Source organism: Roseateles sp. UC29_93 (assembly GCF_042695725.1).
In the GTDB taxonomy this organism is placed as follows: Bacteria; Pseudomonadota; Gammaproteobacteria; order Burkholderiales; family Burkholderiaceae_C; genus Roseateles; species Roseateles noduli_A.
On sequence record NZ_CP170545.1, the window covers coordinates 2,581,002 to 2,599,928 of the forward strand.

Annotated in this window: 15 protein-coding genes and 1 pseudogene; 8 read left to right on the top strand and 8 right to left on the bottom strand. The window is 69.2% G+C overall.

From position 1 onward, the window contains the following. The first annotated feature begins 33 nt into the window (after nt 1–33). On the top strand, nt 34–1,278 hold the full coding sequence (gene lplT / locus ACFJIX_RS11895) for a lysophospholipid transporter LplT (protein WP_377160223.1): 1,245 nt from the start codon (nt 34–36) through the stop codon (nt 1,276–1,278). 171 nt (nt 1,279–1,449) lie between these two features. Here the strand turns inward: lplT and ACFJIX_RS11900 are convergent, their stop codons facing one another. Further along, nucleotides 1,450–2,706 (bottom strand): glycosyltransferase family 4 protein, encoded by a 1,257-nt coding sequence (locus ACFJIX_RS11900; protein ID WP_377160225.1) that lies wholly within the window; start codon nt 2,704–2,706, stop codon nt 1,450–1,452. A gap of 175 nt (nt 2,707–2,881) precedes the next feature. Between ACFJIX_RS11900 and ACFJIX_RS11905 the strand changes: the two genes are divergently transcribed. The 3 genes and pseudogenes from ACFJIX_RS11905 (at nt 2,882) to ACFJIX_RS11915 (ending at nt 4,515) form a co-directional block, all read left to right on the top strand. After that, entirely contained in the window at nt 2,882–3,523 is a 642-nt protein-coding gene (locus ACFJIX_RS11905) for a hypothetical protein (RefSeq protein ID WP_377160227.1), read from the top strand. 184 nt (nt 3,524–3,707) lie between these two features. Further along, a pseudogene (locus ACFJIX_RS11910) lies at nt 3,708–4,007 on the top strand (alpha/beta fold hydrolase); the annotation flags it as partial. Between the two features lie 31 nt (nt 4,008–4,038). Next, nucleotides 4,039–4,515, top strand: a complete 477-nt coding sequence (locus ACFJIX_RS11915) for an alpha/beta fold hydrolase (RefSeq protein WP_377162155.1) — start codon at nt 4,039–4,041, stop codon at nt 4,513–4,515. On the opposite strand, the gene ACFJIX_RS11920 is transcribed toward ACFJIX_RS11915, so the two are convergent. Together ACFJIX_RS11920 and ACFJIX_RS11925 are read right to left on the bottom strand one after the other, a co-directional pair. Further along, complete coding sequence (locus ACFJIX_RS11920; RefSeq protein ID WP_377161732.1) at nt 4,436–4,702, bottom strand: type II toxin-antitoxin system antitoxin SocA domain-containing protein; 267 nt, start codon at nt 4,700–4,702, stop codon at nt 4,436–4,438. The genes ACFJIX_RS11915 and ACFJIX_RS11920 overlap by 80 nt on opposite strands. A 202-nt stretch (nt 4,703–4,904) precedes the next feature. Continuing rightward, nucleotides 4,905–6,575, bottom strand: a complete 1,671-nt coding sequence (locus tag ACFJIX_RS11925) for an aminotransferase class III-fold pyridoxal phosphate-dependent enzyme (RefSeq protein ID WP_377160229.1) — start codon at nt 6,573–6,575, stop codon at nt 4,905–4,907. Nucleotides 6,576–6,652: 77 nt separating this feature from the next. Between ACFJIX_RS11925 and asd the strand changes: the two genes are divergently transcribed. After that, complete coding sequence (gene asd / locus ACFJIX_RS11930) at nt 6,653–8,584, top strand: archaetidylserine decarboxylase (RefSeq protein WP_377160232.1); 1,932 nt, start codon at nt 6,653–6,655, stop codon at nt 8,582–8,584. A gap of 282 nt (nt 8,585–8,866) precedes the next feature. Beyond that, the gene (locus tag ACFJIX_RS11935) at nt 8,867–9,733 is read left to right on the top strand and encodes a DUF2272 domain-containing protein (RefSeq protein ID WP_377160234.1); all 867 of its coding nucleotides are present in this window, start codon (nt 8,867–8,869) and stop codon (nt 9,731–9,733) included. An 18-nt stretch (nt 9,734–9,751) separates the two neighbouring features. Here ACFJIX_RS11935 and ACFJIX_RS11940 read toward each other — a convergent pair whose 3' ends face one another. Beyond that, nucleotides 9,752–10,390: a YqiA/YcfP family alpha/beta fold hydrolase gene (locus ACFJIX_RS11940; RefSeq protein WP_377160236.1), complete on the bottom strand. Its 639-nt coding sequence runs from the start codon at nt 10,388–10,390 to the stop codon at nt 9,752–9,754. A gap of 258 nt (nt 10,391–10,648) precedes the next feature. Here ACFJIX_RS11940 and ACFJIX_RS11945 point away from each other — a divergent pair, with 258 nt between their 5' ends. Beyond that, nucleotides 10,649–13,399: a zinc-dependent metalloprotease gene (locus tag ACFJIX_RS11945; protein ID WP_377160238.1), complete on the top strand. Its 2,751-nt coding sequence runs from the start codon at nt 10,649–10,651 to the stop codon at nt 13,397–13,399. 88 nt (nt 13,400–13,487) lie between these two features. On the opposite strand, the gene ACFJIX_RS11950 is transcribed toward ACFJIX_RS11945, so the two are convergent. From ACFJIX_RS11950 to ACFJIX_RS11965, 4 genes are all read right to left on the bottom strand, one after another. Further along, nucleotides 13,488–14,567, bottom strand: a complete 1,080-nt coding sequence (locus ACFJIX_RS11950) for an AI-2E family transporter (RefSeq protein ID WP_377160240.1) — start codon at nt 14,565–14,567, stop codon at nt 13,488–13,490. Nucleotides 14,568–14,687: 120 nt separating this feature from the next. Continuing rightward, nucleotides 14,688–16,052, bottom strand: a complete 1,365-nt coding sequence (mpl, locus tag ACFJIX_RS11955) for a UDP-N-acetylmuramate:L-alanyl-gamma-D-glutamyl-meso-diaminopimelate ligase (protein WP_377160242.1) — start codon at nt 16,050–16,052, stop codon at nt 14,688–14,690. A 148-nt stretch (nt 16,053–16,200) separates the two neighbouring features. Beyond that, a complete protein-coding gene (gene hemL / locus ACFJIX_RS11960; RefSeq protein ID WP_377160244.1) occupies nt 16,201–17,487 on the bottom strand; it encodes a glutamate-1-semialdehyde 2,1-aminomutase in 1,287 nt (428 codons plus the stop codon). A gap of 81 nt (nt 17,488–17,568) precedes the next feature. Then, a complete protein-coding gene (locus ACFJIX_RS11965) occupies nt 17,569–18,528 on the bottom strand; it encodes a hydroxymethylpyrimidine/phosphomethylpyrimidine kinase (protein ID WP_377160246.1) in 960 nt (319 codons plus the stop codon). Nucleotides 18,529–18,662: 134 nt separating this feature from the next. On the opposite strand from ACFJIX_RS11965, the gene ACFJIX_RS11970 reads away from it, so the two are divergent. Continuing rightward, on the top strand, nt 18,663–18,854 hold the full coding sequence (locus tag ACFJIX_RS11970; protein ID WP_088406382.1) for a rubredoxin: 192 nt from the start codon (nt 18,663–18,665) through the stop codon (nt 18,852–18,854). Nucleotides 18,855–18,927: the final 73 nt, after the last annotated feature.

Below are 18,927 nucleotides of genomic sequence, written 5' to 3' on the forward strand. Positions count from 1 at the left end.
CTGACGCAGACTCGCCGCGCACTCCGCGCGCCCATGCCCCCACGCTTCCACACCCTCATCGCCGCCCAGTTCTTTTCCGCCCTGGCCGACAACGCGCTCCTGATCGTCGGCATCGCGCTGCTGCGCGAGATGGGGCAGCCGGTCTGGTGGGCGCCGCTGCTGAAGCTGTGCTTCACGCTGGCCTACGTGGGGCTGGCGCCGGTGGTCGGGCTGATCGCGGACGCCTGGCCCAAGGTCGCGCTGATGACCTGCATGAATGGCCTGAAGGCGATCGGCGTCGGCGCGATGGCGGCGGGGCTGGATCCGCTGCTCGCGTTCGGGATCGTCGGCACCGCCGCCGCCTGCTACGCGCCGGCGAAGTACGGGTTGATCACCGAGATCGTGCCGCCGACGCGGCTCGTGGCGGCGAACGGCTGGATCGAGGTCTCGGTCGTGTGCTCCGTGCTGCTGGGCACGATGGTGGGCGGGCTGCTGGTCAGTCCCTGGTGGATGGCGGCGATCGGGGAACTGGGCGTCGCCCGGCCGCTGACGGCGTCGCTCTGCGCGCTTCTCGGGGTCTACGCGCTGGCCGCGGTGCTGCAGCTCCGGGTGCCGGAGAGCGGCATCGTCTATCCGAAGCCGCCACGCCGCCTGCGCGAGATCCTGCGTGATTTCCGGACCTCGAACCGGGCCTTGTGGCGCGATCGCTTGGGCGGGCGGCTGTCGCTGTCGATGACGACGCTGTTCTGGGGCGCGGGTGCGACGCTGCAGCTGGCGGTCCTCCAATGGGCGCAGGACGTGCTGGGCTTGCGGCTCAACCAGGGCGCCTACCTGCAGGCGACGGTGGCGATCGGCGTCGTCGCGGGGGCAGGTCTTGCGGGACGATGGATCGCGCTGCACCACTCGTTGCGAGTCATGCCGCTCGGTCTGATGCTGGGCGCGCTGATGCTGGCGACGCCGTGGGTGACTTCCTTGGGTTGGGCCTTGCCGGCGATGGTGATGGTCGGCGCGGTCGGGGGAGCCATGGTCGTGCCGATGAATGCACTGCTGCAGCACCGCGGCGTGCAGATCCTGAGCGCCGGCCGGTCGATCGCCGTGCAGGGGTTCAACGAGAACCTGAGCATCCTCCTGATGCTCGGCGTCTACGCACTGCTGCAGGCCATGGGCGTACCGCTGGTCTGGCTGATGAGCGGACTCGGCGTCGTCGTGTTCACGGGCGTGCTGATCTTGATGATCCGCCGTCGTGCGCGGCGTGAAACCCCGTCCGACGACGTTGTGGAAGGTGGGATCGCCGGTTGAGTCGGTGGAGCGGGACGAAGAGCGCCCGGGGCCGGCGGCGTCGTCCGCCTTGGGGCGCCAACTCGCGACGCTCACCTGCGGTTCGCTCTGCTCGAACAGACGGCGCCCAGTCAGATGGGGAAGGCGGACAACGCCGCCGGCCCCGGGCGCCCTTCGTCAGCAGCGAGCGGTTCAGTGCGCGCGGGCTTCGAGACCAGAGAGGTGGGAGCCGGCGCGCAGCGCCACGGAAGTGCCGTCGATCGCGGAGGCGTAGACCTGCTCGATGCCCTGAACGATGCCGTCCCAGTCGAGCGATTCCGCGCTGCCACGTGCCGCGAGGCTCATGGCGCGGAGCCTTGGCAGGTCGTCCAGCAGGGCCAGCGTGCGCGTCTGGAAGCTCGTGGGATCGTTGAACGGCGCAAGCCCGCCGTTGATGCCGTCGCGCACGAGCAATGCCGCCGCGGCGTACTGGTAGGCCATCACCGGCAGGCCGCTGGCCAGCGCCTCTGGCGTGACGTTGCCGTAGGTCTCGGTGATGCTGGGGAAGGCGAACAGGTCGCCGCTGGCGTAGCAGGCGGCGAGGTCCTCACCGTGTTTCATGCCGGCGAAGACGACGTTGGACGACGGCGGCAGGAGTTGCTGGAAGTCGGCTCGCGCCGGTCCGTCGCCGACCAGCACGAGCCGCGCGCGCGGATGGCGCTGACGGACTGCCGGCCAGAGATCGACGAGCAACTGGAGATTCTTCTCCGCGGCGAGCCGGCCGACGTGCAGCACCACGGGATCGCCGGGCGCTGCGCCCCAGCTGTCGCGCAGCGCGTCGCTGCGGCGCGAGGGGTGGAAGAGCTGCGTGTCGACGCCGCGCGCGATGACGCTGACGTGGCGGAAGCCTTGCGCCATCAGTTCGCCGGCGAGGGCGGCGTTGGGCACCATCGTCGAGTGGCAGCGGTTGTGGAACTTGCGCAGATAGGCGAGCAGCGGCCGGCGCAGCCAGCCGATGCCGTAGTGCTGGGCGTAGGCGTGGAAGTTGGTGCGGAACTCCGACACCACGGGCAGCTTGAGCTGCCTTGCGGCCTGGAGTGCCGACCAGCCCATCGGACCTTCGGTCGCGATGTGGACGATGTCGGGGCGCTTGCTGGCCCACAGGTTGACCAGCGTGCGCTTGGACACGACGCCCATGCGAAGGTGCGGGTAGCGCGGCACGGCCAGGCCGCGCATCAGCACCTCGTCGACGGGCGCGTCGGGCACCGGCGGCGTGCCGGCGGGCGCCTGTCGGGGGCGCAGCAGCTGCACCGCGTGGTCGCGGGCCTGGAGGCCCTGGACGACGCAGGCGATGCTGCGCGCCACGCCGTTGACCTCGGGCGGATAGGTCTCCGTCACGACCGCGACGCGGAAATGCCGCTGACGCGTGGGGAGCTCGTCGACTTCGAGTTCGATCGGCGGTGTCGTCATGGCGCGGATGATGGGTCGCGAACGCAACAGTTCTGTGACGGTCCTGTCCGTCACGCGCCTGACACGGCCGATCGACACAGTCGCCACGCGTCCGTCATCGATGCATCACCGGGCCATCACGGCACTGACATCGACCGGCGTCACGCTCACCGCTCATTTCAAGGACGAGGCCCCCATGAAGGACTTTCTGGCACTTCTGAATGAACAGCGTTGGGACGACCACCGCTACTACCACCATTGCCGCATCAACCAGTCGCTGCATCTGCTGAGCGCCTGCTGCTTCGTGGTCGCCTACGGGCTGTTGCTGGTCGATCCCGCGTGGTCGGCGCTGCTGGCGTGGGGCGTGTCGATGACCAGCCGCCAGGCCGGCCATTTCTTCTTCGAGCCCAAGGGCTACGACCACGTCAACCAGGCGACGCACGAGCACAAGGAAGAGATCAAGATCGGCTACAACCTGCGCCGCAAGGTCGTGCTGATGGCGCTGTGGGCCGCCTCGCCGGTCGCGCTGTGGCTGCAGCCGGGCCTGTTCGGCCTGTTCGCGCCGGCCGCCAGCTTCACCGAGTACCTGCATCAGCTCGGCCTCGTGTGGTTCTGGCTGGGCGTCGGCGGTCTGGTGTTCCGCGTCCTGCAGCTGGCGGTGATCCGCGACCTGCGCACCGGGCTGGCCTGGGCGACGAAGATCATCACGGACCCCTTCCACGACATCCAGCTCTATCACCGGGCACCGTTGCAACTGTTGCGCGGTGAGCGGCTGGATCCCGCGTTGTGGCCGCGCGACGATGGGCACAATGCCGGGAACGGCGAACAGGCGGCCTGATCCACCAGGGATGACACGTGCCGCGATCCTCCTTGCGGGGATCGCGCACAGATGCGGGACCGGCCGGTTCGCCGGAAGAAGGAGTTCCCGCATGTGTGGAGTTGAACGGCGCCTTCGGGCGCCGATGTCGTTGGCGGTGGTCCTTGCGACCGCGGCCGCCGTGCTGGCCGGCTGCGCCAGTCCGATGCCGAACACCGGCAACCAGCGGGTCACGGGCGGTCCGATCGTCTTCACGAAGGTGGGTCACGGCGAGCCGACGGTCGTCCTGCAATCGGGGCTCGGCGATGGTCGTGATCCGTGGGCGACGGTGCTGAACGAGCTGCGTGCCGACCACAGCGTGTTCGCCTACGACCGCCCCGGCTACGGCGACAGCACGGCCACGCCGCCGGTGCCGCGCAATCCCTGCGGGATCGCGACCGAACTGCACGGACTGCTGCAGAGCGCCGGCATCAAGCCGCCGTACGTGCTGGTCGGCCATTCGATCGGCGGGGCTGTACCAGTACGCGTTCTCGCGGTTGTATCCGGACGAGGTGGCGGGCATCGTGCTCGTCGATGCGACGCATCCGCTGCACCTGCGACGCATGCAGGTCGAGGTACCGGTGATGGCCAACATGCTGGACAGCATGAGCCGGCGGGTGTTCCGGGGCATGATGCAGGCGGAGTTCCTGCAGCAGCAGGACTGCATCGACACGCTGTGGCAGAAGCCGCGGCCGAACGTGCCGGTGCGGGTGTTGACGCGCACGGTCTATTCGCCGACGGAAATGGCGAGCGGGTTCGAGACGATGGTGCACAACCTGGAGCCGAACTGGCTGCCGCTGGTCGGCGGCAAGGAACTTCAGCCGGTCGAGGGATCGGGTCACTACATCCAGCGGGACAAGCCGGAGGTCGTCGTGAAGGCGATCGAGGAGGTGGTCAAGGAGGCGCGGGAGCGCGCTCGTCCTTCCCCGGAAACAGCCCTCGGATCACTCCCAGGAACGCCGCCAGCACGCTGAAAGGAAGCGCAGGGCCAGTCGCGCCGTGGAGAAAGGTGTCCTGGAAGAGCGGGATGCCCTTCTTCTCGAGGCGCCAGGCCTGCGCGAAGAACATGAGCTTCTGAAGCTTCATCGAGTTCAGATCGCGCAGACGACCGTCGAGCGCGCGCCCGATGAAGGCGTTGGCAACGCAAAAGGTGGAATACATGTGACAACTCCCAATGGCACACGCAAATGCGCATGCAAGGCGGAGCAGTCTAGGAATCGCGCGGCGCCCAGGACAACGGGGCGCTCTGACATTCGTCAATGAATGTCGAGGCGCCCCGCCTTGTGGGGAGTCATTGGGGAGTCATGGGGGATTCGCGGGGGATGCCTGCAGCCCCTGGTCGATGGCTGACTCGCCGTGATCGTCAGCTGTGCAGCCCGAGCGTCTCCATCAGCAGCCGGCGCTTGATCGCCTTGTTGGTCGGCAGCGCCGGGTTGCTCCACCAGCCGCCGTCGCGCATCGCACGGGCCGCGGCGACGATGCGGCGCTGGACTTCGTCGAAGTCCGCGTCGCTGAAGTCCAGGCTGAAGATGAGCCGGCCCGTGCCGACCCAGCTCAGTGCCAGGCCTTGCTCGCGCAGGAAGTACTGCAGCATCCAGTTGTAGCGCGACGGCTCCGTGTAATAGAGCGTCCAGATCGACGACATGTTGGCAGCGCGCAGCGGCAGCTGTTCTGCCTCGAGCGCCGCGTTCAACCGCGCGCGCCGGCCATCCTGCTGCTCGTCCTGTTCATCGAGCCGACGCAGGCGGTCGGGGTCCTCCAGCGCGTCGAGGAACACCGACATCGCGCCCATCACGTACGGATGCGTGTTGAAGGTGCCGCGCGCGAAGCAGACATCGGCGGGACGTTCGTCGCGGAAGCGCTTCATCCACGCCGCGCGGCCGCAGACCACGCCGACCGGCAGGCCGCCGCCCAGCGTCTTGCCGTAGGTCACCAGGTCCGCCTGCACGCCGAAGTAGGCCTGCGCGCCACCCGCGCCGAGGCGGAAGCCCATGAACACCTCGTCGAAGATGAGCGCGATGCCGCGCTCGGTGCAGACCTGCCGCAGCTCGCGCAGCCAGGCGGCATAGGCGGCCTTGTCGTAGGACGCGCGGCGGGAGCTGTCGACCAGCGAGCCGTCGCCCGGCGCCGGCTTGTTGGGATGCAGCGCCTGCAGCGGATTCACCAGCACGCAGGCGATGTCGCGCCGCGTGCGCAGCACCTGCAGGCTGCGTTCATGCATGTCGCGCAGCGTGTAGGTGCGCTCGGCGGGCAAGGGATTGCCGGGGCCCGGCTGCGCCTCGTCCCACCAGCCGTGGTACGCGCCGCAGAAGCGCACCAGGTGCGTTTTCCCCGTGTGGTACCGCGCCAGCCGCACCGCCTGCATCACCGCCTCGGTGCCGGACATGTGGAAGGAGAGCTGGTCCATCCGCGCGTGCGACAGGATGCGGCGCACGTTGTCCTCGACCAGCGGGTGATAGACGCCGAGCACCGGTCCCAGCGCGTCCACGCGCGCCGCGCCCTCGGCGATGCAGCGCTGATAGAACGCGTAGCCGAACAGGTTCACGCCGTAGCTCCCGGCCAGGTCGATGAAGCGCTCGCCGTCGAAGTCGGTCAGCCAGTGGCCGTCGCTGGCGACCATCACCGGCCCCAGCGGCAGCTCGCGCTGCACGAGCGGGCTGAACGACGGCGGTACCCGGTAGCTGCTGGTGAACTGCAGGTCGGGGAGCGACGGCTTCATCGACTGCGTCGCGGCGATGCTGCGCGCGTGGCGCGTCTTCAGCGTGTGCGACAGCGCGGCGAAGCTGGATCGCCGCGTCGCGACGATGTCGGCCGGCGCGTCGTCGGCGTTGAAGAAGTGCGCGTCGTCGAAGCGCTGCGTCGGCATCAGGCGCGCCAGCCGCACCGCCATGCGCGAGTGACCCGCCAGCGATGGATGCTTCGCGCGGGAGAGCTGCAGGCGTCGCCAGCCGGTCGGCGCGTAGTACAGCGCCAACAGTCCCGCCGCCGCCGCGGCGACGGGCAACAGGTCAAAGGTGAAGAACGTCGTCGACATGGGCATGGGCCTCCGGAGCCTCGTTCAGCTGTCACACAGCGTTGGCAAATTACCGGGGTGTATCCGACGGAATTGACATGTCAATGAAACTGGCCCGCTTTCGCGACCGTCTGACCCAGCAGGAGTCCCTCAACTTCCTCCTCACCAACCGGGTGCCCCGCCTGGCGCTGACCCGCTTCATGGGCCGGTACGCCCGGATCGACAGCCCGGCGTTGACGCGTTTCAGCGTCGCGGTCTGGCGGATGTTCACCGACCTCGACCTGAGCGAGGCCGAGCCGCCCGCCCACGGCTACCGCTCGCTGCGGGACGTGTTCACGCGCCGGCTGAAGCCGGGACGGCGGCCGGTCGACCCGGCGCCGGCCACGATCGTGAGCCCCTGTGACGCCATCGTTGGGGCGCACGGCCCGGTCACGCGTGGGATGGCGCTGCAGGCCAAGGGCATGGACTACCGCATCGCCGATCTGTTCGGCGATGCCACGCGCGCCGCGCCCTATCTCAACGGCACCTATGTGACGCTGCGGCTGACCTCGGCGATGTACCACCGCTTTCACGCGCCGGCCGACCTGCGCATCCAGCGCGTCACGCACATCGCGGGCGACACCTGGAACGTCAATCCGATCGCGCTCAAGCGCGTGGAGCGGCTGTTCTGCCGCAACGTCCGTGCCGCCCTCGAATGCACGCTGCCCGACGGCACGCCGATCGCGCTGGTGCCGGTGGCGGCGATCCTGGTCGCCAGCTTGAGGCTGCATGCGCTGGACCTGACCTTGCGCCCGGACCACCCCGGTCCGCATCGCTTCGAGGTGGGCCACGATCACGCGCGCGGCGAGGAGATGGGCTGGTTCGAGCAGGGCTCGACGATCATCGTGTTCCTGCCGCCGGGCGTGAACCTGTCGACCGGCTTGCAGACCGGGCAGCGGGTCCGCATGGAGAGGCGATCGCGCGTCTACCATCCGCCGATGGCGATGAATGACACGACGCAGCTCCCGGGGGGATTGACCGGTCCCTATGCCGGCCCGTATGGCGGAGACGAGCACGGCCTGATCTGCGGCTTCTGGATCCATCCGGACCGGCCGACCGAGGCGCTGCCGACGCTGGCGCAGGCCCAGGCCCGGCTCGCCGAGCCGGACGGCGGCTATCTCTGGCTGCACCTGAACCTGGCGCATGCGGGCGCGCTGCCCTGGCTGCGCCGCAATGCCGCACTGGCCGAGAGCTTCGACGAGGCGCAGCAGCAGGGCTCGCGCTCGTCGCGGATCGAGCGCGTCGGCGACCACCTGTTCGCCGTGCTCAACGACGTGACCTTCGATTTCGCCTTCGACGTGGGCGATGTCTCGACGCTGTGGATGCAGGTCAGCGAGCACCTGGTGCTGAGCGTGCGGCGCGCGCCGCTGCGCTCGGTGGATCGGCTGCGGATGGCGATCAAGCGCGGCGACCGGCCGCGGTCCAGCGTCGCGCTGCTCGACCACCTGCTGCGCGACCAGGCCGACGAGCTCCAGCGCATCGTGCGCCAGGCCACCGAACGGGTCGACGACATCGAGGATGCGCTGCTCGCCGGGCGTCATGCCGGCCACGGTTCCGAGGTCGCCGCGCTGAGGCGGCTGATGGTGCGCTTGCAACGGTTGCTGGCGCCGGAGCCGAGCGCGCTGCTGCGCATGCTGTCGAATCCGCCGGGGTGGGTCGCCGAGCGCGACAAGCAGCAGCTGCAGCAGGCCAGCGAAGAATTCGCGCTGGTGCTGCGCGACATCCAGGCGCTGCAGGAGCGGATCCGCGCGGTGCAGGACGAGACCTCCGCACGTGTCGCGCAGGAGAACAACCAGACGCTGTATGTGCTGACGATGGTCACCGTGCTGGCGCTGCCGATCAACCTGATCAGCGGCCTGTTCGGCATGAACGTCGGCGGGCTGCCGCTGCTGGCGCATCCGCACGGGTTCTGGGTCGTCGTCGGATTGATCGTGCTGCTCACCGGCCTGGTGACCTTGCTGCTCCTGAAGGCGACGGGCCGGAGGAAGTAGCGGCGACGGCATGTCCCGCCGGGACGTGTGCGCGGGCGAGACCGGCGATAGCCGCCGGGAATGACCGTCCCGCCGATTGGCATGACCGATGGTCCCGGGGCGCTCCCACAATGCGCGCGACTTCACGCCGCCGCGCCGCCATGACCTTCCCGCCGCATCGATGCCTTGTCCACGCCGTGCTCGCGACGGCAACGGCGTTCGTTCCCGCGCTCGCCGCCGCGCAGTCGTGCGAGGCCCCCGGGTACGGCCCCCGACGTCGGCGCGCGCATCGCGTCGATCGCGATGCAGGAGTACCAGCGCTTCAACGGCCATCGCATCGATGCACGCGGACATCTGTGGAAGTTCGGCTCGGTGGAGACGGAGACCGAACCGCTGCGCACCGCCGATGGCGATGTCGCGCCGCCCGCCGATCGCTACGCATGGCGACGTGTGTGGCACTACTGGCAGACGCTGGACCAGCATCGGCCCGGCCTCCTCGGCCAGCGCGACCTCAAGTGGGCGCCGGACCTGCTCGACGATCCGGTGTCGGCCGGCAGGAGCCGCGTCGACGCATTGGGCCCGCTGCTCGCCGCCGTGCCGGCAGACGCGCCGCAGGCGGAGCAGATGCGCGAGGCGCTCGTGCGGACCGCCATCTCCGATTCGCCATGGTCAGGCGCGTTCATCTCGTTCGTGATGCACGAGGCGGGGCTGAGCGACCAAGCCTTCCATTTCTCCGGCGCCCACGCCGTCTACATCGGCGGCGCGCTGCGCGAGACGCCGGGCTACGCCTTCCGCGCCTGCGACATCCGGCGCACCGCGCCGCGCGTCGGCGACTTGATCTGCTACTCGCGCGGCCGGCCGGTGCTCGATACCTTCGCGGATTGGCAGGCCCTGGCCGATCGCATCGACAACCGCACCAAGTCGCACTGCGATGTCGTGGTGTCGGTCGACCGCCGCGCGCTGAAGATCGAATCGATCGGCGGCAACGTGCTGCAGGCCGTGACCCGTCGCCAGCTGATGGTCAACGAGGCGGGCCTGCTGTCCCGTCGCCACTACGCGAGTGCCCCGACGAACCGGCCGCGTCCCGGCAGCCCTTGCGCCGAGGACGTCACCTGCGAGAAGTCCGATCTCAACCAGCAGCACTGGAGCGTCCTGCTGCAGCTGCGCTGAAGCACTTCCAATCGCCGGTCAGAGGCCGAGGAAGGCGGTCAGTTCGTCCAGGTAGTCGTCGAAGTCGGCCAGGCCATGGTCGCTGCCTTCGAGCAGCTTGATCCGGCAGGACGCGTAGCGCGCGTGCATCTCGCGCCAGTCGAGCACCTCGTCGCCCTTGGCGATCACCGCGAGCATCCGGTCGGGATGCGCCAGCGTGCCTGCATTCAGCGCGACGAGTTCGTCGACGAACTCGGGCCGGAAGAAGAAGCGCTCCTCCGGGTTCTGCCAGCAGGTCTGTTCGCCGATGTAGTGGGCGAGGTCCCGGGCCGGATCCACAGCCGGATTCAGCAGCACGGTCCGCGCGCCGGTGTGCTGCGCGACCCAGGTGGCATAGAACCCGCCGAGCGAACTTCCCATCACGGCCATCGTGTCGCGCGGCCAGTCGCGGATCAGCGTGTCGACGAGCGCCATCGCCTCGCGCGGCGACGGCGGCAGCTGCGGGCACACGAAGACCAGGTCCGGACGGTGTTCCGCCGTCCATCGCGCCATCCGCAAGGCCTTCGCCGAACGCGGCGACGAGCGGAACCCGTGCAGGTAGAGGAGATGGGTGCGACGGGCGACGGTGGGCTCGGTGGGGGAGGGCTGCGCGGCCGCAGCGGAGGACGGGGGACTCATGGCGGGGCAGTGTAGGCGGCACCCCCCGCGCCGGGTGGCCGGGTCACTTCCGGCACGGGTGGGCGGACGTCGACGTGGGCGATCATCGCCAAACGCGCGATTCGCAGGGGCTGCGCGCTCGTTAGTGCGCATTGACGCGAGGGCCCCGGCCCCGCACATTGCCCGCTTCACCGGGGCCCATGCGGCGCAACGACCGCAACGCCCGCTTTCTCAACACGGTCCGGCCCCTCCAGGACGGACCCACGACCACATCGATCCATGATCCACAGGGACACGATCCAGCTGACGGCCATCGCCGCCGCGGCGCTGCTGCTCACCGCCTGCGCCACGACCGGCCCGGCCGGCACCTCCACCACCGCGCCGACCGCGCAGGCGGCGCAGCCGCCGGCCAGCGCCGCCTCGGGGGCACCGGGCCAGCCGGGCGCTTCGTCGCCGATGACGGCGCCGCGTCCCGCCGCCGATCCGACCGCGCCGAAGCCCTTCGCCGAAGTCAGCCGCGACACCAAGCGCGACGACGGTCTCTTCCCGATCCTGCGCAAGGACGAGAAGGTCTGGCTCGAGATCCCGCGGGCGATGCTGAACAAGCCCTTCCTGTTCACCATCAACATCACGAGCTCGATCGGCGAGCGCGGCTTCTACGCCAGCCAGATGGGCCCGGAGATCCTGGCCGAGTGGCGCCGCGTCGGCAATTCGATCCAGCTGATCGCGCTGAACACGGCGTTCCGCGCCGAGGGCGGCGGCAAGCGCGCCGGCGAGGAGGCGTTCTCGCCCAGCCTGATCGCGGCCGGTCCGGTCGCCAGCGCGGACCACCCCGAGCGCAAGGCCTTCCTGGTCGACGCCGGCCTGCTGCTGAGCGACATCCCCGGCATGTCCACGCGCCTGGAAATGGCCTACCGGCTGCCTTACAACGTCGACCGCGGCAACTCGTACTTCGAGCACACCCGCGCCGACGCGCAGCTCACGACGCTGAACGCCAAGGTCCACTACTTCACGCCGCGCATCCCCGCGCCGCCGCTGGTGGCTCCGCCGGTCCCGGTGCCGACGCCGCCGCAGGCGCTGCCGGATCCGCGCTCGATGTTCATGGGCTTCGTCTACAACTTCCGCGCGCTGCCGGAAGAGAAGATGGCCACGCGCCGCGCCGACGGCCGCCTGGGTCACTTCACCGAGTCCTTCACCGACCTGAGCGACGACGCCAAGCCCAATCCGCGCGTCCACTACATCGCGCGCTGGCGCCTGGAGAAGAAGGACCCGGCGGCGGCCTTGTCCGAGCCGGTGCAGCCCATCACCTACTGGATGGACAAGAACATCCCGCCGAAGTACCGCCCCGCGGTCGAGGCCGGCATCCTGGAATGGAACAAGGCCTTCGAGAAGATCGGCTTCAAGAACGCGGTCGTGGCCAAGCAGCAGCCCGATGACGCGGACTGGGACAACATGGACGCGTCGCACGCGTCGATCCGCTGGTTCGTCGGCTCCGACGTGGGCTTCGCGATCGGCCCGAGCCATCTGGACCCGCGCACCGGCGAGATCCTGGACGCCGACATCGGCATGAGCGACGTGTTCGCCCGCGGCGGCCGCGCCTTCATCGCGGAAGACGCGCCGCGCGGCATGGCCGGCGGCCAGGTGTCGACGCTGGCGGAAGAGGCGCAGGCGCTGGCCGCGCTGAACCAGGGCTGGCGCGAGGGTCGCAACGCGACCTACTGCACCTACGCGCACGACGCGGCGGCGGAGATGGACTTCGCGCTGGACGTGCTCGAGGCTCGCGGCGACATCGCGCCGGACAGCCCCGAAGCCGACGCCTTCATCCAGGCCCGGATCAAGGACGTGATCATGCATGAGGTGGGTCACACGCTCGGCCTGAAGCACAACTTCAAGGCCTCGACGCAGGTGACGCAGGCGCAGCTCAAGGACAAGGCCTGGACCGACGCCAACGGCCTGTCGGCCTCGGTGATGGACTACAACGCCTACAACATCCCGCTGGAGGGCGAGGCGCCGACCACCTACAACAACACGACGCTGGGCACCTACGACTACTGGGCGATCGAGTACGCCTACAAGCAGGTGCCCAAGGAGCAGGAAGAGGCGGAGCTCAAGCGCGTCGCCGCGCAGAACACGCTGCCGGGTCATGCGTACGCGGACGACACCGACGCCGGCGGCTTCGGCCCGTTCGACGGCATGGATCCGACGATCAACCGCTTCGACCTCGGCGACGACCCGATGGCCTACTTCCGCAAGCGCCTGAAGCTGACGCAGGAGCTGTGGACGCGCGTGCAGAACCGGACGCCAGAAGCGGGCGACGATCCGCTGCGCCAGCGCCGGCAACTGGCCAGCGGCTTCAACCAGCTGGCGCGCGCGTCGGACCTGGTGGGCAAGTACGTCGGCGGCATGTACACGCACCGCGACGTGCCGGGCGCGTCGGTCGCGGCGATGCGGCCGGTCGATCCGGCCAAGCAGCGCGAGGCGCTGCGCTTCCTGGCGCAGGGCATCTTCAGCGCCGACAGCTTCCGCTTCAAGCCGGAGTTCCTGACCTCGATCACGACCGACTATGTCGAGTTCATGCGCGCGGGCTTCGTGAACATCCCGGCGGCGGTGGCGCGGGTGCAGCTGGGGTCGCTGGACCGCCTGCTGCAGGCGCAGACGGCGATCCGCCTGATGGAGCTGCCGGCCTATGTGCCGGTGTCGCAGCGCAAGGGCCTGATCACGATCGGCGAGGTCTACGGCACGCTGCAGGCCTCGATCTGGAGCGAGCTCAAGACCGGCGCGGAGATCGATCCGCTGCGCCGCAACCTGCAGCGCGAGTACCTGCGTCGCATCCAGGCCAACCTGACCAAGAGCGGCGCGGCCTCGGGCCAGTTCGCCGATGCCTACGCGGTGCTGCGCCTGCACGCCGTGCAGCTGCAGAGCGACCTGCGCGCCGCGCAGGGCAAGGGCTCGATCGAGACCCGCGCCCACCTGGCGGAAAGCCTGGACTTCCTCAGCAGCGTGCTGAAGGCGACGATGACGCGGACGTGATGCCGGGCGAGCGGCCTCGCGGTCGCACGCCCAGCAACGCAAAGGCCGGCGAAAGCCGGCCTTTTTCGTTGGTGCGGGCGCTGGCCGGTCAGTGGTTGTCTCCGACCGGATAGCGCCGTTCGGCCGCGACGATGTCCCAGACCGCGATGAACATCGCCGCGATCAGCGGGCCGATGACGAAGCCGTTGATGCCGAACACCGCCATCCCGCCCAGCGTCGACAGCAGCACCACGTAGTCCGGCATCTTGGTGTCCTTGCCGACCAGCAGCGGGCGCAGCAGGTTGTCCACCAGGCCGATGACCACGGTGCCGAAGACGATCAGGCCGATGCCGGAGCCGACGTGCCCGGTCGACAGCAGGTAGATCGCCACCGGCGCCCACACCAGCGCCGCGCCGACCGCGGGCAGCAGCGACAGGAAGGCCATCAGCACCGCCCACAGCACCGGCGCGTGAATGCCCAGCACCCAGAACGCGATACCGCCCAGCGCGCCCTGGATCGCCGCCACGGCGATGTTGCCCTTGACCGTCGCGCGGATCACCGTCCGGAACTTCTCGCCCAGCTGGCGCTTGTACGAGTCCTGCAGCGGCAGCGCATCGCGGATGCGCGTCGAGAGCTGCTCGCCGTCGCGCAGCAGGAAGTAGAGCAGGTAGAGCATCACGAAGAAACTCACCAGGAAATCGAAGGTGTCCTGCCCGAAACCCAGCGCCTTCGTCGCCATGAACTGGCTGCCCTGGTTCAGCGCGCTGCCCAGCTTCTCCTGCAGGTTCGCCAGGTTGTGCAGACCCAGCCGCTCCAGCACGTCGAGCAGCCACGACGGCAGCGCCGCGTAGATCTGCGCCACATAGGTGTTGAAGTTGAACTGGCCGGACTTGACCATCTCGAAGACGACCGCCGCCTCCCGCACCAGCGCGCCCATCACGTAGGTCATCGGCAGCACGACCAGCAGCAGGATCACGAGGATCGTCAGCCCCGCCGACGGCCCGGGCCGCTTCGTCTTGCGCAGCAGCTTGCGATACAGCGGCTGGAACACGATGGCCAGCGCCACGCCCCACAGGATCGCGCTCATCATCGGCCACACGATCCAGCCGAACGCCACCGTCACCAGCGCCAGCAGGCACAGGAAGGACCGGTTCTGCAGCGCAGGCACCAGCTTGCCAGGACCACTCATCGTGAAGTCGCTCCTCGGGAATCTTGAAGGATCTTGCAGGGGGCGGGGATCGCCGGATCGGCACGCGGCGTGCCCATCCGCCGCCGATGCAAACCGGGCCGGCGGCGCAGGATCGCCGGTTTACTTCAGCGCGTCCAGCAGCTTTTCGTGGATGCCGCCGAAGCCGCCGTTGCTCATGCACAGCACATGATCGCCGGACTTGGCCGCGCGCTTGACCATCGCCACCAGGTCGTCGACGTTCGCGCCCACCAGGCCCTGCTCGCCGAGCGGGGCCAGTGCCTCGCGTGCGTCCCAGGTCAGGCCGTCCTGGTTGCAGAAGCTCAGGTCGGCTTCCTCCAGCGCCCAGGGGAGTTGCGCCTTCATCGTGCCCAGCTTCATCGTGTTCGAACGCGGCTCGAAGACCGCCAGGATGCGTTCCTGCGGCGCGATCCGGCGGCGCAGGCCGTCGACGGTCGTGTGGATGGCCGTCGGGTGGTGCGCGAAGTCGTCGTAGACCTTGATGCCGCGCACCTCGCCGCGCAGTTCCAGCCGCCGGCGCACGTTCTTGAAGCTGTCCAGCGATGCCGCTGCCTGCCCGGCATCGACGCCGACGTGCTCCGCCGCGGCGATCGCCGCCAGCGCGTTGAGCTGGTTGTGCTCGCCAAGCAGCTCCCAGTTGACGTGGCCGACCTTCAGGCTGCCGCGCAGCACGTCGAAGGACTGAGGCTCGCCGCGCGCGCGCAGCGCGCCGGGCTCCTCCTTGCGGGCGCCGAAGCGTTGCACCTCGCTCCAGCAGCCGCGCGACAGCACGCGCTGCAGCGCTTCCTCGCGCGCGTTGACGACCAGCCGCCCCGATGCGGGCACCGTTCGCACCAAGTGGTGGAACTGGGTCTCGATCGCGGTCAGGTCCGGGAAGATGTCGGCGTGGTCGTGCTCGAGGTTGTTCAGGATCGCCGTGCGCGGGCGGTAGTGGACGAACTTGCTGCGCTTGTCGAAGAAGGCGGTGTCGTACTCGTCGGCCTCGATGACGAAGAAGCTGCCGCCGCCCAGGCGCGCCGAGACACCGAAGTTCTGCGGCACGCCGCCGATCAGGAAACCCGGCGCCAGGCCCGCCGATTCCAGGATCCAGGTCAGCATCGAGCTCGTCGAGGTCTTGCCGTGCGTGCCGGCGACCGCCAGCACGTGCCTGCCCTGGAGCACGTGCTCCGCGAGCCATTGCGGTCCGCTGGTGTAGGGCAGGCCGGCGTCGAGGATGGCCTCCATCAGCGGGAAGCGTCCCTCGGACGAGCGCGTCACCACGTTGCCGATCACGAACAGATCGGGCTTGAGGGCCAGCTGTTCCGCGCCGAAGCCCTGGATCAGCTCGATGCCGAGGGCCTCGAGCTGCGTCGACATCGGCGGATAGACGTTGGCATCGCAACCGGTCACCGTGTGGCCGGCTTCACGGGCGAGGGCCGCCAGGCCGCCCATGAAGGTGCCGCAGATGCCAAGGATGTGGATATGCATGTCTGTCTCTCAGCTGCTGTACCAATCGGTAAGCAAGCGTAATGCCTGTCGCGGTTTGAAAGGATCGCGACAGGGCTGGCTCAGTGTTTGCCGAGGCCAGGCTTTCCCGAACCGGCAACCGGGCCGCCCGCCCGGTCTGCCGACGCGCTCAGCGCAGTGCGGCGCGGGCTGCTTCCAGCGTGGCGTCGATGTCCGCATCGGTGTGCGCGGCGGACACGAAGCCGGCCTCGTAGAGCGCCGGCGCCAGGTACACGCCGGCGTCCAGCATCGCGTGGAAGAAGCGGTTGAAGCGCTCCTTGTCCGTCGTCATGACGGTCGTGTAGTTCTGCGGCAGCTCCGGCATCAGGAAGAAGCCGAACATGCCGCCTTCGCTGTCGGCGCTGAACGGCACGCCGTTCTCGGCCGCCACGGTCTTCAGGCCGTCGACCAGACGGCGCGTGCGCGCCGACAGGGCATCGAAGAATCCGGGCTTCTTGATCTCGCGCAGCGTCGCCAGGCCGCAGGCGGTCGCCACCGGGTTGCCCGACAGCGTGCCCGCCTGGTAGACACCGCCCAGCGGGGCGAGGTGGCGCATGATCTCGCGGCTCGCGCCGAAGGCCGCCAGCGGCATGCCGCCGCCGATGACCTTGCCGAACACGCTGATGTCCGGCACGAAACCGGGGATCAGGTCGGCGTACACGCCCTGCGCGCTGCGCAGGCCGACGCGGAAACCGGTCATCACCTCGTCCAGCACCAGCAGGGCGCCGTGCTCGCGGCACAGCGCGCGCATCCGGGTCATGAAGGGCACGCTGGCGCGCACGAAGTTCATGTTGCCGGCGATCGGCTCGACGATCACGCAGGCCAGTTCCGGACCGTGCAGGGCGAAGGCCTCTTCCAGCTGGGCGACGTTGTTGTACTCCAGCACGATGGTGTGCTGCGCCGTCGCCTCCGGCACGCCGGCCGAGGTCGGGTGACCGAAGGTCGCCAGGCCCGAGCCTGCCTTCACCAGCAGCGCGTCGGTGTGGCCGTGGTAGCAGCCCTCGAACTTGATGAACTTGTTGCGCTGCGTCGCGCCGCGGGCCAGCCGGATCGCGCTCATCGTCGCCTCGGTGCCGGAGCTGACCAGGCGGACCTGCTCGCAGCTGGGGACCAGCGCCAGGATCTCCTCGGCCAGTTCGACCTCGCGCTCGGTCGGCGCGCCGAAGGAGAAGCCCTCCAGCACGGCCTTCTGGACCGCCTCGACGACCGCCGGATGGCCGTGGCCCAGGATCATCGGGCCCCAGGAGCCGATGTAGTCGATGTAGCGCTTGCCGTCGGCGTCGACGATGTAGGCGCCTTCGCCGCGCGTGATGAAGCGCGGTGTGCCGCCGACCGCGCGGAAGGCGCGCACCGGCGAATTCACGCCGCCGGGAATGACGCGCTGGGCGCGGGCGAACAGGGTCTCGTTCTGGCTCATGGGGAAATCCGGTGCTGCGTGGCGCTCGGCCAACTCAAGGCGGAAAAGGACAAGGGCGCCGCGCGGGCGCCCTCGGCGGTCTCAATGGATGCGGCGAGGGCCGCGGCTGGGCGGCTCGTCGATCGGCATCTCGTCGGTGGCCGGCGCGGTCTCGGCGCCTTCCTCCCCCTCCTCGCCGGGCGGCAGCGCCCAGAAGAAGCGGTCCGGCACGACGTTGCCCATGCCGGGGCGGAAGCCCGCCTCCAGCGACTGGTCGAGGAAGGCGAGCGCCTCGCCGACGGCGTCGTGCGGCTCCGAGCCGACCGACAGCAGCGCCGCCAGCGCCGCCGACAGCGTGTCGCCCGAGCCGACGAAGCTGGCCTCGAAACGCTCGAACTTCTCCCCGGTGATCGCGCCCTGGGAGTTGGCCAGCACGTTGTCGATGTACTGGTTGGGCAGCTGGATGCCGGTCACCAGCACGTTGGCGGCGCCGTGTTGCTGCGCGGCGACGGCCAGCTCGCGCGGGGACGCCGGGCGGTCCGCGTCCCAGTCGGGCAGCAGGCAGTCGCTCAGCGTCTTCTGGTTGCCGACCAGCACCAGCGTCTGCGGCAGCACCAGCTCCCGGAACGCGTCGAGGTAGCTCTGCTGCTGTTCCTCGTCCAGCCAGGAGATGCTGGGCAGGTAGGCCACCAGCGGCACGTCGGGATAGTCGGACAGGACCTCGGCGACCGAGGAGACGCCTTCGGCGCTGCCCAGGAAGCCGACCTTCCAGGCGGCGACCGGGACGTCCTCGAGGATGGAGCGCGCCTGCTCGACGATGCAGTCGCCGTCCAGGGTCTGGTGGTCGAAGACCTCGGCCGTGTCGCGCATGACGATGGCGGTGACGACCGGCAGGGCGTGCGCGCCCATGGCGGCGATGGTGGCGACGTCGCCGGCGCTGCCGCCCGCGCCGCTGGGGTCGGACGCGTTGAAGCTCATCACGCAGGCCGGGGGCGGCGAGTCCTGGTCATCGATCGCGGCGGCGTCCTGGGGATCTTGTTGGTGCGGGTCTGGGCGGCTCATGAATGGTTCGGCGATAAGCCGTGAACTGGTGCGCATAACGTGAAGAAGCACCGCAACCGACTGTTGTTTCATCGGTACTTCCGCCCCCCGGGCCTGACCGGGGGCATGGCTACAATCTTTCGATCATTGTAGTGATGCAAAGTCAACCCATCGTGAGCGAAGCAAGGACCTGGATGTGCCTGATCTGCGGCTGGATGTACGACGAGGCCGTGGGCGACCCTGAACACGGCATCGCTGCCGGCACGCGCTGGGAAGATGTCGACATGAACTGGACCTGTCCCGAATGCGGCGCCCGCAAGGAAGACTTCGAAATGGTCCAGATCTGACCCTCGCATCGAGCTTTCGGCCAGGTGCCGGTCCTCGATCATCCGGCGTTCCTTCCAGTGCTCGGCGCCTGTC

What these genes read in the sequence shown, in the direction of transcription:
- lplT (WP_377160223.1), top strand. Translation starts at nt 34, where the DNA reads ATGCCCCCACGCTTCCACACCCTCATCGCCGCCCAGTTCTTTTCCGCC.
- ACFJIX_RS11900 (WP_377160225.1), bottom strand. Translation starts at nt 2,706, where the DNA reads ATGACGACACCGCCGATCGAACTCGAAGTCGACGAGCTCCCCACGCGT.
- ACFJIX_RS11905 (WP_377160227.1), top strand. Translation starts at nt 2,882, where the DNA reads ATGAAGGACTTTCTGGCACTTCTGAATGAACAGCGTTGGGACGACCAC.
- ACFJIX_RS11920 (WP_377161732.1), bottom strand. Translation starts at nt 4,702, where the DNA reads ATGTATTCCACCTTTTGCGTTGCCAACGCCTTCATCGGGCGCGCGCTC.
- ACFJIX_RS11925 (WP_377160229.1), bottom strand. Translation starts at nt 6,575, where the DNA reads ATGTCGACGACGTTCTTCACCTTTGACCTGTTGCCCGTCGCCGCGGCG.
- asd (WP_377160232.1), top strand. Translation starts at nt 6,653, where the DNA reads ATGTCAATGAAACTGGCCCGCTTTCGCGACCGTCTGACCCAGCAGGAG.
- ACFJIX_RS11935 (WP_377160234.1), top strand. Translation starts at nt 8,867, where the DNA reads ATGCAGGAGTACCAGCGCTTCAACGGCCATCGCATCGATGCACGCGGA.
- ACFJIX_RS11940 (WP_377160236.1), bottom strand. Translation starts at nt 10,390, where the DNA reads ATGAGTCCCCCGTCCTCCGCTGCGGCCGCGCAGCCCTCCCCCACCGAG.
- ACFJIX_RS11945 (WP_377160238.1), top strand. Translation starts at nt 10,649, where the DNA reads ATGATCCACAGGGACACGATCCAGCTGACGGCCATCGCCGCCGCGGCG.
- ACFJIX_RS11950 (WP_377160240.1), bottom strand. Translation starts at nt 14,567, where the DNA reads ATGAGTGGTCCTGGCAAGCTGGTGCCTGCGCTGCAGAACCGGTCCTTC.
- mpl (WP_377160242.1), bottom strand. Translation starts at nt 16,052, where the DNA reads ATGCATATCCACATCCTTGGCATCTGCGGCACCTTCATGGGCGGCCTG.
- hemL (WP_377160244.1), bottom strand. Translation starts at nt 17,487, where the DNA reads ATGAGCCAGAACGAGACCCTGTTCGCCCGCGCCCAGCGCGTCATTCCC.
- ACFJIX_RS11965 (WP_377160246.1), bottom strand. Translation starts at nt 18,528, where the DNA reads ATGAGCCGCCCAGACCCGCACCAACAAGATCCCCAGGACGCCGCCGCG.
- ACFJIX_RS11970 (WP_088406382.1), top strand. Translation starts at nt 18,663, where the DNA reads ATGCAAAGTCAACCCATCGTGAGCGAAGCAAGGACCTGGATGTGCCTG.